The 14964-nt window shown below is 43.6% G+C and carries 12 protein-coding genes and 1 riboswitch; of the genes, 2 read left to right on the top strand and 10 right to left on the bottom strand.

The window, feature by feature from the left end; translation table 11 throughout:
* Positions 1-268 precede the first annotated feature (268 nt).
* Positions 269-1078 carry an ABC transporter substrate-binding protein gene (locus tag H5125_RS20480; RefSeq protein WP_182745244.1) on the top strand — a complete coding sequence of 270 codons (810 nt, stop codon included), beginning with the start codon at positions 269-271 and terminating at the stop codon, positions 1076-1078.
* A 56-nt stretch (positions 1079-1134) separates the two neighbouring features.
* Here H5125_RS20480 and H5125_RS20475 read toward each other — a convergent pair whose 3' ends face one another.
* The 10 genes from H5125_RS20475 to H5125_RS20430 form a co-directional block, all read right to left on the bottom strand.
* Complete coding sequence (locus tag H5125_RS20475) at positions 1135-1446, bottom strand: hypothetical protein (protein ID WP_182745241.1); 312 nt, start codon at positions 1444-1446, stop codon at positions 1135-1137.
* Positions 1447-1620: 174 nt separating this feature from the next.
* Positions 1621-2079: a hypothetical protein gene (locus H5125_RS20470; RefSeq protein ID WP_182745239.1), complete on the bottom strand. Its 459-nt coding sequence runs from the start codon at positions 2077-2079 to the stop codon at positions 1621-1623.
* Positions 2080-2741: 662 nt separating this feature from the next.
* Positions 2742-3380, bottom strand: coding sequence for a cob(I)yrinic acid a,c-diamide adenosyltransferase (cobO, locus tag H5125_RS20465; RefSeq protein ID WP_123777233.1), 639 nt, complete (start codon positions 3378-3380; stop codon positions 2742-2744).
* The gene (locus H5125_RS20460; RefSeq protein ID WP_182745238.1) at positions 3377-4948 is read right to left on the bottom strand and encodes a cobyric acid synthase; all 1572 of its coding nucleotides are present in this window, start codon (positions 4946-4948) and stop codon (positions 3377-3379) included. Before H5125_RS20460 ends, cobO begins: the two co-directional genes overlap by 4 nt.
* A complete protein-coding gene (cobU, locus tag H5125_RS20455) occupies positions 4948-5478 on the bottom strand; it encodes a bifunctional adenosylcobinamide kinase/adenosylcobinamide-phosphate guanylyltransferase (RefSeq protein ID WP_101085869.1) in 531 nt (176 codons plus the stop codon). Before cobU ends, H5125_RS20460 begins: the two co-directional genes overlap by 1 nt.
* Entirely contained in the window at positions 5478-6263 is a 786-nt protein-coding gene (locus H5125_RS20450) for an adenosylcobinamide-GDP ribazoletransferase (protein WP_011636351.1), read from the bottom strand. Before H5125_RS20450 ends, cobU begins: the two co-directional genes overlap by 1 nt.
* Positions 6264-6272: 9 nt before the next feature.
* A complete protein-coding gene (cobT, locus tag H5125_RS20445; RefSeq protein WP_182745236.1) occupies positions 6273-7328 on the bottom strand; it encodes a nicotinate-nucleotide--dimethylbenzimidazole phosphoribosyltransferase in 1056 nt (351 codons plus the stop codon).
* Between the two features lie 148 nt (positions 7329-7476).
* Positions 7477-8583, bottom strand: a complete 1107-nt coding sequence (locus tag H5125_RS20440) for an iron ABC transporter permease (RefSeq protein WP_182745234.1) — start codon at positions 8581-8583, stop codon at positions 7477-7479.
* Positions 8576-9385 (bottom strand): ABC transporter ATP-binding protein, encoded by an 810-nt coding sequence (locus H5125_RS20435; RefSeq protein ID WP_182745232.1) that lies wholly within the window; start codon positions 9383-9385, stop codon positions 8576-8578. The genes H5125_RS20440 and H5125_RS20435 overlap by 8 nt, the downstream gene beginning before the upstream one ends.
* A 78-nt stretch (positions 9386-9463) precedes the next feature.
* Positions 9464-9597, bottom strand: a riboswitch (cobalamin riboswitch).
* Positions 9598-9743: 146 nt separating this feature from the next.
* A complete protein-coding gene (locus tag H5125_RS20430) occupies positions 9744-10487 on the bottom strand; it encodes a histidine phosphatase family protein (RefSeq protein ID WP_182745230.1) in 744 nt (247 codons plus the stop codon).
* Positions 10488-10770: 283 nt separating this feature from the next.
* On the opposite strand from H5125_RS20430, the gene metH reads away from it, so the two are divergent.
* Complete coding sequence (gene metH / locus H5125_RS20425) at positions 10771-14487, top strand: methionine synthase (protein WP_182745228.1); 3717 nt, start codon at positions 10771-10773, stop codon at positions 14485-14487.
* The last annotated feature ends 477 nt before the right edge of the window (positions 14488-14964 follow it).

Genomic DNA, 14964 nt, shown 5'->3' with positions numbered 1-14964 from the left:
GACGAAGATAAGCATCGTTGGAAAACAAAAGCGATGCATGATGAATACATCGATGCTTGAGGCGGTATTAAAGGCTGGTTTTGGTGCTTAGGTTAAAAGTTAAGCACTCATGCGGTGGCCCTGGTACGATGGCCTGTTTATCATCACAGATGATTAATTATCTGACAACACAACGGGTTAATGATCACAAAATAATAACACTATGTTAGACTTGTTATAAAAACGGATATGAAGTGCATGGAAGCCTTAAATTAAGGTGTTGTTATTTATGTTCCGCTACTTATCTGTGGTGATTTTCATCATTACATTTTTCAGTTCGCCAGTTTCAAATGCTAGACCTGCAGTCACTTTTTACACAGAAAGTTATCCTCCATTTCAGTCGCTAAATTCTCAAGGAGAATTGGTAGGCTTTTCGATCGATATTTTACATGCTACCCAGCAATATCTTGATTTTGATATCAATATTAAAATCATGCCTTGGAGCCGCGCTTATTATAATGCGCAGAAGTACCCGAATACATTCATTTTTTCAATTGCCAATACCAACAAACGCTTAGCCTATTTCAAATGGATAGGCGACTTTTATACTGTGCAAGATATGATCTATCGAAAAAGTAATCGTCCCGACATTCAGCTTAAAACCATAGATGATATTAATCGTTACTCTATGGCATTATCGCGAAACGATGCCTCACTAGATCGGCTTAAACTCGATGGAATACATCCCAATGTATACCTAGTAAGAAGCCAACTAGCGGCGTTAAGAATGCTTAATTTTGACCGCGTAGATTTGATTTACAATAACGAAGTGGGTTTTCGCGAAGACGTTAAAAAAATGGGCTTTAAACTAAGCGATTTTACCGCTGTATTGCCTGTGGTAAACATGCCCATTGGTATTGCCACCCATAAAGATACAGATGAAGCATTAGCCAAAAGTATGCGCCAAGCATTAAACACCCTAACTCAAAGTGGCCAACTTGAAAGTATAACTGCTCGCTGGTTTGGTGAAGATTTAAGTGCTCAATCAATCATACAAACAACTGACATAAAGGCTTTAACTCAAGCTGTAAAAAAATAGATTGTTAGTCATGACATCTCTGCAGTGATTTATCTCAGTTATTCCTAACTTCCGCATTAGATGTTCTGAACATCTTCAAGCCACTGGGCAATTTCTTTATCTTCCAAATCTGCCCAAGGTATAACTTGCCAAGTTTCATCTAGCAAAAACTCTTGTCGTAACAACGTTAACTCTTGATCAGTATCATCTTCCCATTCACTAGGCGGCCACTGACCACTTGAATATTCCAATAACATACCTGGTTCAGAATAGATCACCCCGTCAGGTACAACCGCTGAAAACTCAAAGCCCATGTCATCAGTTACTGTCACCAACGTAATTATTGGGGCGAATTGTTGCAGTTTTTGAATCATATCAGTACGAGTCAACAACAACTCCTTTATGTATATACTTTGATTAATGATTTAGTTGATTGAAATATAATCGACATACGAAATAGATGAATTTGATAATTAATTTAAATTTTACTATAAAAACAGTCAAGTACAGCTTTTATAAAATGGCTCGTCTATTGACTGGTAGGAGGCTCATATGAGTTATATTTACTTGACCTCGCTATATGAAAGTGTAGCAAAAGCTTTACCATCAATTGGTGTATCATCGTCCTCAAATGAAATGTTTGTAATTTTATTATCCACGAGTCCAACAGCTACATAGCTAAGTTTTTTGTATTCATCAGGTGCCCCGGATATTTTGTAAATATATCTGCTGCACGCGCTATTTGATGGTGCATAAACTCCATGGATTGTAATGTTTTCATGGAGGTAGTAAAGCAACGCTGTATAATTAGCGATTTTGTCAGGTATTTCATTTTCTGGAATATCAACTGCACGTATTTGGGTGTAAATGTATTTAACATTAAACCTATTTATAGGGTTAATGGAGTTTTTCAAATCAGATATAAGGTTAATGTAAACTTCTGAATTTTTTAGATTGCAAGTTTCCGCCTGCGCGACTGCCGGCAGCATTAGAAATATCGTTAGCAGAACAGATGCTTTCATGGAACCTTCCTGGTAAATATAACGTTATAGTTTTTATGCGTTGTGTGGTTTTGCAAGGAATAAATCGCTTGTTGGACTTAGCCTATGCCATATCCATATTAATCGGTAACTTTTTACTAAATGCAAGATGCTATAGGAATTTGATTTTTTAGGTAGTTGTTTTTTGTACAGCCTTGTAGCTAATCACCTGTGCTGATTGCGCCTTTTAAGAGAGGTTTTTCGATACTTTAGCTTTTATATTACCCATTTATGAGTTTTGCCACATAATGGGTCATAAATAAGTTACTTGCCTTGCTTGTAATGGGTTTGATTCAACTCTGAACTTGAGGACGTTGAAGAAAATGACGTGAGCTGGCCAAGGATGGCCATCTAGCTTTCGAGGGAAAGGGACGCCCCATCGGAGGCGTTAGCATTTTTGAATAAGGTCGAAGACGATTAAATACGCGATTTAAAGCTAAATCAATTTCCGTCGCGACCTTTTCGCTCTTTGAAAATGTTGCCGGAACGGCAGGGGTGATCCAAGAGGGGATTGCTGTTGATCCCCTTTTGGCCCGTGCAGGGTGGAACCTTGCGAGCTTAATTCAAACGAAGTTTGAAAGATCTGGTGTGGGCGAAGCGCCACGACATTAGTGGCCGCTGGCCATAAGTTCAAGAAAAAAATGTTAATAATCAAACCCTAACTGCGCTTTAATACCTTCGTTAAACGCATGTTTAATCGGTTGTACTTCGCTGACCGTATCGGCTAATTCAATGATGTCACGATGACAAGCACGGCCTGTAATAATTACGTGCTGCATTGGTGGGCGATTTCTTAATGCCGCTAATACTCGCTCAAGTTCGATATAGTGGTAACTGACCATGTAAGTCAGCTCATCAAGCAGCACCATATTAATCGATTCGTCTTTAAGCAGTTTTTCTGCTTCAAGCCAGGCTTCCATTGCGGCTTGGGTGTCTTTTTCTTTGTCTTGAGTTTCCCAGGTAAAGCCGGTACCCATTACATGGAATGGCACTCCAGCACCTTCGAGTAAATTACGTTCACCACAAGCCCAAGTGCCTTTAATAAATTGCACCACTGCGGCTTTATGACCATGGCCCACAGCGCGGGTAATCGAACCAAAACCAGATGTCGATTTGCCTTTTCCGTTACCGGTTAGTACCAGTAAAATACCTTTTTCGTCTTGCGCTGCGGCAATTTTGGCATCAACGCCCACTTTGACTTTCTGCTGGCGGGCTTTATGACGTTCAGCTTTGCTTGCATCAATAGTGTTAGCTTGTTCATTTTCGTGGTTATCAGTTGTCATGAGATTATTCCTTTCAATGTATTCATGTCCAAATGCGCTTCTAATACGTCGGCAAGACGATTTAGTTGCTGCTCGCGAATTTGGTTAATATCGATATTATGGCGACTGTCTAAGCCAGCCCATTGCAAAATAAGTTGGCATGCAGCGGGATGGTCAAATAATCCATGCACATAGGTCGCTAAAATTTGCTGGTCATTACTCACCATGCCATCAAGCTTGGTCATCGCCATTGGCTGCTGGGCGTATTGTTCAATCAATAGCGGCTGGATAACGTCGCTTTGAGTGAGTGAAGACTCACCACAATGGATCTCGTAACCACTAAACTCTGCCTGCTGGTCTTGTAAGCGTAAGTGACCCCTTACTTGAGTTAAGGTTTTGCTGGCAGTTAATACGGTAGTAATCGGTAATAAGCCCAATCCGTCACTGCAACCAGCATTATCTTCAATACCGAAAGGATCATCAATAAGCTCACCGAGCATTTGGTAACCGCCACAAATCCCGATGACTTTACCGCCATAACGTAAATGTTTTGTTAAGGCGATGTCCCAACCTTGCTCGCGCACAAAAGCTAAATCTGCACGAACATTCTTACTGCCGGGTAATATGACTAAATCTGCAGCGGGCCAATGGGATGATTGAGCCATGCTCTGCATACTCACATAATGAAAATCAATATGCGGGTGTAAACGCAGCGGATCAAAGTCGGTATGATTACTGATCCTTGGGTACACTAACACCAATACAGACATACGCTGGCTGGCAGATAATGCTGTCGGTAATGAGCTTTGAGGGGTATCAATTAACGCATCTTCAGCGTCTAGATGTAGATCGTGCAAATATGGTAATACGCCTAATACTGGTTTGTTGGTATAGGCTTCAAGCCAATCAATTCCTGGCTGCAACAAGCTGATGTCACCGCGAAAACGATTTATCACAAAGCCTTTTACTCGCGCTTGCTCAGACGGGCTTAATAATGCCAACGTACCAACTAAATGGGCGAACACACCGCCTTTATCAATATCAGCAATAATGATCACTGGGCAATCTGCCTCTTCGGCAAAGCCCATATTGGCAATATCACCTTCACGTAAATTGATTTCTGCCGGACTGCCCGCCCCTTCAATCACCACTAACGAATATTGTTGCTGCAAGCGCCTGTAAGATTGCATCACTGCCGCTAAGGCTAAGGTTTTATAACCATAACTCTCGGGTCCGAAAAAGGCCTTAGCTTCTAATGTAGTTAACGCTTTACCGTGAATAATCACTTGGGCGCCAGTGTCTGAACTTGGCTTTAACAATACGGGGTTAAAATCTGTATGGGGCGCTAAACCACAAGCAATAGCTTGCAATGCTTGGGCTCGGCCAATTTCACCACCATCAATAGTCACGGCACTGTTTAGCGCCATATTTTGTGGTTTAAAAGGCGCGACATTAATGTTTTGACGGGAAAATAAACGACATAAACCTGCTACAAGCGTACTTTTACCTGCATCAGAGGTGGTACCTTGCACCATTAATGCGCCACGTAATGTTGGAGCTTTTGGAGATTGATCGTCAACCAATGACATTATGCTTTTAAGGCCAACGGTAGGCCTGCGACCACCAAAGTGACTTGATCAGATATTGCGGCTATTTCTTGGTTGAGCCAGCCCGCTTCATCAACAAAACGACGATTTAACTCACCCATGGGAACTATGCCCGAGCCCACTTCATTACTGACTAACACCACATCGCTTTGCAAAGCAGACAAACTGTCGATGAGTAATGACTTTTGCGTGGCCCACGAGGCGCCGTCATTTAACAATAAGTGATTGGTTAATAATAACGTCAGGCAATCGAGCAATATGACTTGTTGTGGTTTATCTATCGCCACCAATGTTTGGCCAACGTCATAAGCTTGTTCGTGCAATGTCCAGCTATGGACGCTGGACATACGGTCTTGTTGGTGTTGATTAATGCGCGCAGACATTTCATGGTCTAACGCTGTGGCTGTGGCTAAGTAAACACAGGAATAACCAATAGCAGCGTATTCCGCCACACATTGCTCTGCATATCGACTTTTACCGCTACGCGCACCGCCTAACACCAAATGAATCATTAGCTTAATCCAACCGCTAAAATAACTAAGTAACAACACACTTCGCTGATTTGCTGCGCAGCGCCTAGTGTGTCACCGGTGTAGCCACCAATTTGTTTACGGAAAAAGCCGCCTAACAAAATGCGTACTAGCCACAAGGTAATAAATAGCACAAACGCCGCCACACCGTTAAGCCATAACAACACAAAAATACCGCTGGCGATTAAAATAAATAAATCATTTAATTGCTGGTCTTGGGCAATCGGCTTTGATTTGCTGGTGTCGTCATCACGGACGTATTGCTCACTAAAAATCAAGCTTGATGCCACAACGCGGCTGAGTGTATGGCCTGCTACAAGCGCACTGACCGCAGCCATTGGGCTATATAAAGCCAGCTCGACTAGCAATTGCCATTTTAGCAATAACACTAATCCCAGCGACAAGGCACCATAACTGCCCAAACGCGAATCTTTCATGATGCGCAGCTTGTCTTCTACCGTCCAACCACCACCAAAACCATCTGCGGTATCGGCTAAGCCGTCTTCATGGAAGGCGCCGGTCACTAATACACCCGCCACCATGGCTAATAAAATGGCAATGCTTGCCGGTAAAATCAGCTGTGCAAGCCAAAATACTAACGCACAAATTAAGCCAATGAGTAAACCCACTAAACCAAAATAACGGCTAGCTTTATTGAGCTTATCGCTATCAATCACCACCCACGATGGAACGGGGATCCGAGTAAAAAAACTCATCGCCACAAAAAATAAATTTAACTGCCGCAACCATTTTATCTCGCCAGACATGTTGTTCCCTTAAACCACATTATTAACGCCAGCATCATCGAAACTGGCCATTTGATTGTAAAAATTCACCGCAGCTTGAATTAACGGTAACGCTAACGCAGCGCCAGTGCCTTCTCCAAGTCTTAATCCCAGCGACAACAATGGTGTTGCTTGTAGCTGTTGTAACAGAAGCTTATGTCCTTGCTCTTGCGACTCATGAGCAAAAACTAAATAGTCTCTTGATTGTGGAGATAATTTTACCGCAACTAATGCTGCAGCAGTAGCGATAAAACCATCAATCAGCACTAATATTTTTTGTTCCGCAGCCGCCAGTATCGCCCCGGTCATTTGTACTATTTCAAAACCGCCAACATGAGCCAAAATAGCTTCAGGAGAAACTAACTCATGTTGATGTAAATCAAGTGCTTGGTTAATGAGTTTTGTTTTAATAACTAAGGTTGCATCATCAATTCCCGTGCCTCTACCAACACATTGCTCAACATCAATATTGAGCATAGCTGACATTACCGCAGTCGCAGCAGAAGTATTGCCGATACCCATTTCACCTAAAGCAATTAAATTACAACCGGCATCAACATGGCGAGCAACCAACTGTCGAGCAAATTCAAACCCTTGGGCGACTTTTTCAAGTGGCATAGCCGCAGCTAAATGCATAGCCTTAGTGCCTGCGCCTAAGCGTTGGTCGATAACATTGGCTTGGCCTGTAAGCGGTTGTAATATTCCGCAATCGATAATTTCAAGCTCAAATCCGACTTGGCGACAAAACACATTAATTGCCGCGCCGCCTTGGACAAAATTATGCACCATTTGAGTGGTCACTTCGCTTGGCGCAATCGACACGCCGTAAGCGGCAATACCATGGTCGGCAGCAAACACTAACATCGTTGGTTTAGTGATTTGCAGCGGTGTGCTTAACGACTGTTTATCGCCGCTGTACTGCACCCGAGCAATCTGTAGCACCAAGGTTTCTAGCTGCCCTAACGCCCCTAATGGTTTGGTTTTTTGATTAATCTTATGTTGAATATTGGCATCAACATCTGACTTAACGGCTTCTATAACAAACATGGCGACTCCAACAATTCGGGCAGATAAAATTCAATATGATGTATTGCAGCACTCATCCAGTGCTTATCAAAGAGCTTATCTATGTGCTTATCTAATTCTTAGCTATGTGCTTATAATTATCTCTGTGCTTATAAAAAGAGCCCAGCGTTTAACGGCGTTGACGCAAAATAAACAAGAAAAACACGCTGCCCAATGCAGCAGTAATAATGCCGACTGGCAATTCTTGGTTAAATAAAATGCATCGTGCTATCACGTCAATCCACACCATAAATAAGCCACCTAACATCGCGGTTAAGATCATCGGCTGACGTCCGGAAAATAATAGCCTAACCGTATGCGGGATCATCAAACCAACAAATCCAATGCCACCACAAGTTGCCACCAACATTGCCGTAATAAGCGAACACAGTAACAGCATACTTAAGCGCAATTTAGCGACATTTATTCCTAACGTATGAGCCGTTTCATCACCCGCTTGCAGCGCCATAATTTGCCGTCTAAATGCCAACATAATCAATAAACTAACCCCTACCGTCACACTGGGTAAGAGTAGATTAGACCAACTGGCTTTAGCAAAACTGCCTAAACTCCAAAACAGTACTGACGCCGCAGCTTGAGGGGTTGAAAAATACAACAGCAAGCTAGTCAATGCCCCAAACAGAAACGACGTTGCTACACCAGACAGCAACATACGTTCAACTTGGCTACTTCGACCAGGTCCCGACAAAATAAACACCACCAACACCGATAAACTGGCGCCGATGAATGCTCCTATCGGTATGCTTAATGTCGACCAAGACCACCAAGGTTGCGCGGTAAAGCTTGGCGCTATAGTCAATACACCAGAAAACATTTCGGCAAACAAACCGGTTTGACTGAATAACGACACCACCAGCACTGCACCAAATGACGCCCCGGAGCTAATGCCAAACAAATACGGGTCGGCCAACGGGTTGCGGGTCACGGTTTGTAATACACTGCCTGCTATAGACAACCCTGCGCCAGCCACAAAGGCCAACAAAATTCTCGGTAAGCGTAATTCAAGCACAATACGTTGGGTTATCGTAACCGCATGTTCACTGCCTTCAATCGCACTCGGCATGTCGCCGCCCAATAAGGTATTAAATATCATTAATACGTCATTAAGATGAATGTTAGCCGCCCCAAAACTGGCGGCAAATACCGGGGTAAGCAGGGTAGCCAATACCAACAAGCTGAAACAAACATAGTAGCGACGTTGCGATGCATCAATCATGATCGGGGCATCCTTTATGGCTGGGTTGGTAACCATAAAAATAACTAATCAGCGGCTTACCGTGTTGTGGGTGAAGATTAATGTCGCAGCACACACCAAACACGTCACTAATTTGCCGCTCGGTTAGCACTTCTGTTGGGGTACCTTTAGCAATTAATCGTCCTTGGTCGAGTAGCAGTAATTTATCGCACATTGCACTGGCTAAATTCAGATCGTGTATAGAAGCAATAACACTGATGCCTAAAGATGCAACAAGTTCAAGAATTTGAATTTGATAACGAATATCTAAGTGATTGGTCGGTTCATCTAAAATAAGAATATGCGGCTGTTGCACAATGGCTCGGGCAATTAGGGCACGTTGTTTTTCACCGCCAGATAACAGTTCATATTGTTGCTGAGCTTTTTGCTGTAATCCCACTTTGGTTAAGGCACTCACCACACGTTCACGGTCTTGGGCTGTGTTAGAGTCAAACAAGCCTTTATGCGGAGTAAGCCCCATCGACACTAATTGCTCGGTGGTCATGTCAAAATAATGCGGGGTATCTTGTTGCACCACAGCAATATTCTGCGCTAACAACTTAGAGGAATACTCACTGATGGGTTTAGAAAATATCTCAATATCGCCGCTGGTCGGCACAATATAGCGATATAAGCAGCGTAACAGGCTCGACTTGCCTGCGCCATTGGGACCAATTAGTCCTAGCATCTGGCCTTTAGGCAAACTGAAATGAATGTCCGCCAGAATCGTTTTATTATCGACTTGCCAAAAAAGATGATTTACATCTAATACAGATTCAGACATGAAAGTTAGCCCGCCATGTCCAATTAATTAACACAAACATCTATTTAATAACTCCCCTAAGTCACCCGCTTAGGCATGGATATTGAGGCGATTCAAAGCTGGTATCTGACTTATGTCCCCATATTCGATGGGTACATCTACAGTTGCGGGTACAGTTTGGGCTTATCCCAATTCCCAATACCTTGAAAGGCACTATGGTTTCGACGCAGATTATTACGACAATTATGACGTAAATAACTATTCAAATAACGGCGCTGATAACTTTGCAAATAACTATGCAAATTGTGACACTAATGACTACGCAAATTATGGCGCAAAAATAATGACTCTATGGTTATAACGCTCAGCCAATGAAGTGTTACGGCCAATGTAATGTAAAGCTCACTTTAGCGGTATTGCTATTCATTGCTGTCGCTTGAAAAGCGTCAACCTTATCAACATCATCAGGCCAATATACATCGAGCACCATAATAGCAGCATAGGGGATCGCTAGGTTAGCGAATATTCCGCTAGATTGGCCAACCTTAAGCACGTAGCCCATTAAACAGCGCATCACCCCACCGTGAGTAACCACTAACGCATGGGGACAATCGACAGCTTGAGTAGTTTGCGGCAAGCTTTGCCCTTGTTGTTCGTCGATTGACAGTAAACAAGAGTGCTGCTGATGACGTGAGCGCCACAGTTCATCAACCACACTCATAAGCCCGGCCTCCACTCGCGCAGCAAAATCAATCAGCGACTCGGCTTTATCTGGCGTGCTATCAGCCAACCATGGGTTATCCCAGTAAGCATCAAATTTAGCGGGGTTTTGCTGGTAAATTGCATCAAACGATTGCCCATCCCAGACACCAAAATCAATTTCTTGCAGTGCCGGTATCGTGGTTAATGGCAGCGTTAATCGCTGTGCTAAAGGGCGACTGAATTGCTGGCACCGTTGCAATGGCGAACTAAACACATGGCTAATGGGGAATTGTAGTTCGGCAAACGCTTGCTGCATTTGGGCCATCCCAGTGTCGGTGAGCTTTACATCGGTTTGGCCGCGAAATATTGCCCCACCTTCGCATTCTCCATGGCGCATTAATATTATCTTGGCTTGTTTCATTTAATTCAGCCTTGCTCTAGTGATAAAAATTCGCGTACTATGGACGTCTATACGTTTATATGTCTAAAATACTATCTTAAAAGATAATCATTTAGAAGATAATCATTGTACGCAGTAATTGTCCAAGGCAATTGCCTGCAACGGTTAAAGCAACCGTTGTGTATAACTGTTATTTACAACACTTGTGCACAGCAATGATGTTATCGCCCTACTATTGTAAAAATAAGGGTATGCTTATCTCAATCAAGGTATCAAGCAACATAGTGATAAAAAGGTAACTGTTATGGCGAAATCGACTTCTTACAGTCAAACACTTAAACAACTTAATGCATTGTTAGCGCAGCGTATTGTGATTTTAGATGGCGCCATGGGCACCATGATCCAAGACTATAAGTTGGAAGAAGAAGATTATCGTGGCGAGCGTTTTAAAGATTGGCATTGCGATGTTAAAGGCAACAACGACTTATTAGTACTCAGCCAACCGCAAATCATTAAAGATATTCATACTCAGTACCTGCTAAACGGTGCCGACATTATTGAAACTAACACCTTTAACGCCACCACCATTGCCATGGCCGACTACGACATGCAGTCGCTGGCCGCTGAAATTAACCTTGCTGGCGCTCGAGTCGCCCGCCAAGCGGCCGACGAAGTGGCCGCGCAAACAGGTTCACCACGTTATGTTGCTGGTGTATTAGGCCCAACCAACCGTACTTGCTCTATCAGTCCAGACGTCAACGACCCAGCGTTTCGTAATGTCAGTTTCGACCAATTAGTCGACGCTTATGTTGAATCCACCAGCGCCTTAATTGAAGGTGGCGCCGATATCATTATGGTTGAAACCATTTTTGATACTTTAAACGCCAAAGCCGCCCTATTTGCGATTGAAAAAGTATTCGATCAACTTGGCGATCGCCTACCCGTTATGATCTCTGGCACTATTACCGACGCCTCTGGTCGTACATTGACTGGCCAAACCACCGAAGCCTTTTATAATTCTTTACGCCATATCAAGCCGTTATCGATTGGCCTTAACTGCGCCCTAGGACCAAAAGAGCTGCGTCCGTACGTTGAAGAATTGTCACGTATTGCCGAATGTTATGTCTCTGCCCACCCAAATGCTGGCTTACCCAACGAATTTGGTGGCTACGATGAAACCCCAGAAGAAATGGCCGAAGTCATTAATCAATGGGCGCAAGAAGGCATGCTCAATATTGTCGGCGGTTGTTGTGGTAGTACGCCCGCACACATTAGTGCTATTCGTGAAGCGGTACTCAGACACGAACCAAGACAGATACCAGATATACCTGTGGCGTGTCGTTTATCGGGTTTAGAGCCACTGACCATCGACAAAAACTCGTTATTTGTTAACGTCGGTGAGCGCGCTAACGTGACCGGTTCGGCTAAGTTTTTACGCTTAATTAAAGAAGAAAAGTTTGAAGAAGCCTTAGATGTCGTGCGCGAGCAGGTTGAAAATGGCGCGCAAATTATCGACGTCAACATGGACGAAGGTATGCTTGATGGCGTGGCGTCAATGGCGAAGTTTTTAAACTTAATCGCCTCTGAGCCCGACATCTCCCGCGTGCCCATCATGATTGACTCATCAAAGTGGGAAGTGATTGAAGCTGGGCTTAAATGCGTTCAAGGCAAGTCGATTGTTAACTCTATTTCGATGAAAGAAGGCGAAGCCAAATTTATTGAACAAGCCACCTTAGTAAAACGCTATGGTGCGGCAGCCATTATAATGGCCTTTGACGAAGACGGCCAAGCCGATACACGTGAGCGTAAAACCCAAATCTGTACCCGTGCTTATCGCATTTTGGTTGATGTTGTTGGCTTTCCACCAGAAGACATTATTTTTGACCCTAACATTTTCGCCATTGCCACCGGTATTGATGAACACGACAACTATGCAGTCGACTTTATCGAATCGATAAAAGACATCAAAGCCACCTTGCCACACGCAATGATCTCAGGCGGCGTGTCTAACGTGTCATTCTCGTTCCGCGGTAACAACCCAGTACGCGAAGCTATTCACGCGGTGTTTTTATACCATGCCATTCAAGCCGGCATGGACATGGGTATTGTTAACGCTGGTCAGTTAGCCATATACGATGATATTGAACCAGAGCTGAAAAAACGGGTTGAAAACGTAGTTCAAAACTTACCATGTCCGGTGGCCGACTCAAATAACACCGAACAACTGCTCGACATCGCTGAAAGCTTTAGAGGCGATGGCTCACAAGTGGCCAAAAAGGAAGATTTAGCCTGGCGCAGTTGGCCGGTATCCAAACGTCTATCGCACGCATTGGTTAAAGGCATTACCGAATTTATTGATGAAGACACCGAAGCTGCTCGCCAAGAAGCTGTGCGCCCGCTCGATGTTATCGAAGGACCGCTAATGGACGGCATGAACGTGGTCGGCGACTTATTTGGTGCTGGCAAAATGTTCTTACCGCAAGTGGTCAAATCGGCACGAGTAATGAAAAAAGCCGTCGCTTACCTAAACCCATATATTGAGCTTGAAAAGGTTGCTGGCCAGTCAAACGGCCGAATTTTAATGGTCACCGTAAAAGGTGATGTGCATGACATCGGTAAAAATATTGTTGGAGTAGTACTTGCCTGTAACGGCTACGAAGTGGTCGATCTTGGGGTCATGGTATCGGTCGATAAAATTCTCGATGCAGTAAAAGAGCATAATATCGACATCATCGGCATGTCAGGTTTAATCACGCCAAGCTTGGATGAAATGGTCCACAACGTGAAAACCTTCCACCGTGAAGGCTTAACCATCCCTGCTATTATCGGTGGTGCAACCTGCTCTAAAATTCATACTGCAGTAAAAATAGCACCGCATTACCCACACGGCGCCATTTACATTGCCGATGCATCTCGCGCTGTACCTATGGTGTCTAAGCTGATTAATAACGCCACTCGCCAAGCAACCATCGACGAAGCCTACGCAGAATACGACATGATGCGTGAAAAACGTTTGTCGCAAACCAAGCGTAAAACCATCGTGTCGATTGAAGCCGCGCGTGACAATCGCTGTAAACACGACTGGGAAAACTACACCCCATTTACGCCTAATGTATTAGGTCGCCAGGTGTTTGATGACTATCCATTAGAAGACCTAGTCGAACGTATCGATTGGACACCGTTCTTTAGAAGCTGGGAACTGCACGGTCATTACCCTGAAATTTTAAAAGACAAAGTCGTTGGTGAAGAAGCGGTTAAATTGTTTGCCGACGGCCAAGCCATGCTGAAACAAATTATTGCTGAAAAATGGCTTACCGCCAAAGCCGTAATCGGTTTATTCCCAGCCAATACCGTCAACCATGACGACATTGAACTGTATACCGATGAAAGCCGCACCACATTAGAAATGACCACCCATCATTTACGTATGCAGCTTGAACGCGTGGGTAACGACAACTTCTGTTTATCAGACTTTGTCGCTCCAAAAGATTCAGGCGTTGCTGATTACATGGGCGGTTTTGCGGTAACGACGGGTCACGGTATTGATGAACATGTTGCCCGCTTTGAAGCCAATCACGATGACTACAACGCGATTATGCTCAAATGCTTAGCCGACCGTTTAGCCGAAGCTTTCGCCGAGCGCATGCACGAACGTGTTCGTAAAGAGTTTTGGGGTTATGCTGCGGATGAAGTACTCGACAATGAAGCGTTAATTCGCGAACGTTATAAAGGCATTCGCCCTGCACCAGGTTACCCAGCATGCCCAGACCACACTGAAAAAGGTTTGTTATGGGATTTACTCAAACCCGATGAAACGATTGATTTGAATATCACCGAAAGCTTTGCCATGTACCCAACGGCAGCGGTATCAGGCTGGTACTTTGCCCATCCAAAATCACGCTATTTTGGTGTGACTAATATTGGTAAAGATCAGGTAGAAGACTATGCCCAGCGTAAAGGCATGACGTTGGCAGAAGCAGAGAAGTGGTTGTCACCGATATTGGACTATGATCCCGAATAGATTTATTTCGAATAGAATGAGATCAAGAGTAGAAAGAGATCCTGAATAAAGAGAGACCCAGAGTAGATAGTGCTTCTGAATAAAGAGTGCTTCTGAATAAAAAGTGAACCTGAAAAAAGGGTAACCTTGAGTCATCACGGTTACTCTTTTTTATGTCCAAACTTGGTTTGGATTTTGGTCAAAAGGCTCCATACTGCACGGGTCAAATCAAGCGTTATTCCGGCAATGCTTTTTAGCCGCGATCCAGCTTCGTCGTTTTTACAATAAATAACTTAAAACGTCTTTGATCTTCTCAATTTAATTTACTGCTGGATAAAGTAAAAATATCTCAACTGGACATACCCTTTTCATCATTACACTATAAAAAATAGTCATTTATAATAATAGATACCCTTAAAGAATCACTCTACAATAACTTCGTTTAAAAAATAATCATCTGAATTAAAAAGCAGGGAGTTGCTTCATCTATGGCCTATA

Origin of the sequence: Shewanella sp. SR44-4 (assembly GCF_014163715.1) — a bacterium.
Taxonomy (GTDB): Bacteria; Pseudomonadota; Gammaproteobacteria; order Enterobacterales; family Shewanellaceae; genus Shewanella.
The sequence above is the reverse complement of the archived record's forward strand: the minus strand, read 5'-3'. Positions and strand labels throughout refer to the sequence as shown.

What these genes read in the sequence shown, in the direction of transcription:
- H5125_RS20480 (WP_182745244.1), top strand. Translation starts at nt 269, where the DNA reads ATGTTCCGCTACTTATCTGTGGTGATTTTCATCATTACATTTTTCAGT.
- H5125_RS20470 (WP_182745239.1), bottom strand. Translation starts at nt 2,079, where the DNA reads ATGAAAGCATCTGTTCTGCTAACGATATTTCTAATGCTGCCGGCAGTC.
- cobO (WP_123777233.1), bottom strand. Translation starts at nt 3,380, where the DNA reads ATGACAACTGATAACCACGAAAATGAACAAGCTAACACTATTGATGCA.
- H5125_RS20460 (WP_182745238.1), bottom strand. Translation starts at nt 4,948, where the DNA reads ATGTCATTGGTTGACGATCAATCTCCAAAAGCTCCAACATTACGTGGC.
- cobU (WP_101085869.1), bottom strand. Translation starts at nt 5,478, where the DNA reads ATGATTCATTTGGTGTTAGGCGGTGCGCGTAGCGGTAAAAGTCGATAT.
- H5125_RS20450 (WP_011636351.1), bottom strand. Translation starts at nt 6,263, where the DNA reads ATGTCTGGCGAGATAAAATGGTTGCGGCAGTTAAATTTATTTTTTGTG.
- cobT (WP_182745236.1), bottom strand. Translation starts at nt 7,328, where the DNA reads ATGTTTGTTATAGAAGCCGTTAAGTCAGATGTTGATGCCAATATTCAA.
- H5125_RS20440 (WP_182745234.1), bottom strand. Translation starts at nt 8,583, where the DNA reads ATGATTGATGCATCGCAACGTCGCTACTATGTTTGTTTCAGCTTGTTG.
- H5125_RS20435 (WP_182745232.1), bottom strand. Translation starts at nt 9,385, where the DNA reads ATGTCTGAATCTGTATTAGATGTAAATCATCTTTTTTGGCAAGTCGAT.
- H5125_RS20430 (WP_182745230.1), bottom strand. Translation starts at nt 10,487, where the DNA reads ATGAAACAAGCCAAGATAATATTAATGCGCCATGGAGAATGCGAAGGT.
- metH (WP_182745228.1), top strand. Translation starts at nt 10,771, where the DNA reads ATGGCGAAATCGACTTCTTACAGTCAAACACTTAAACAACTTAATGCA.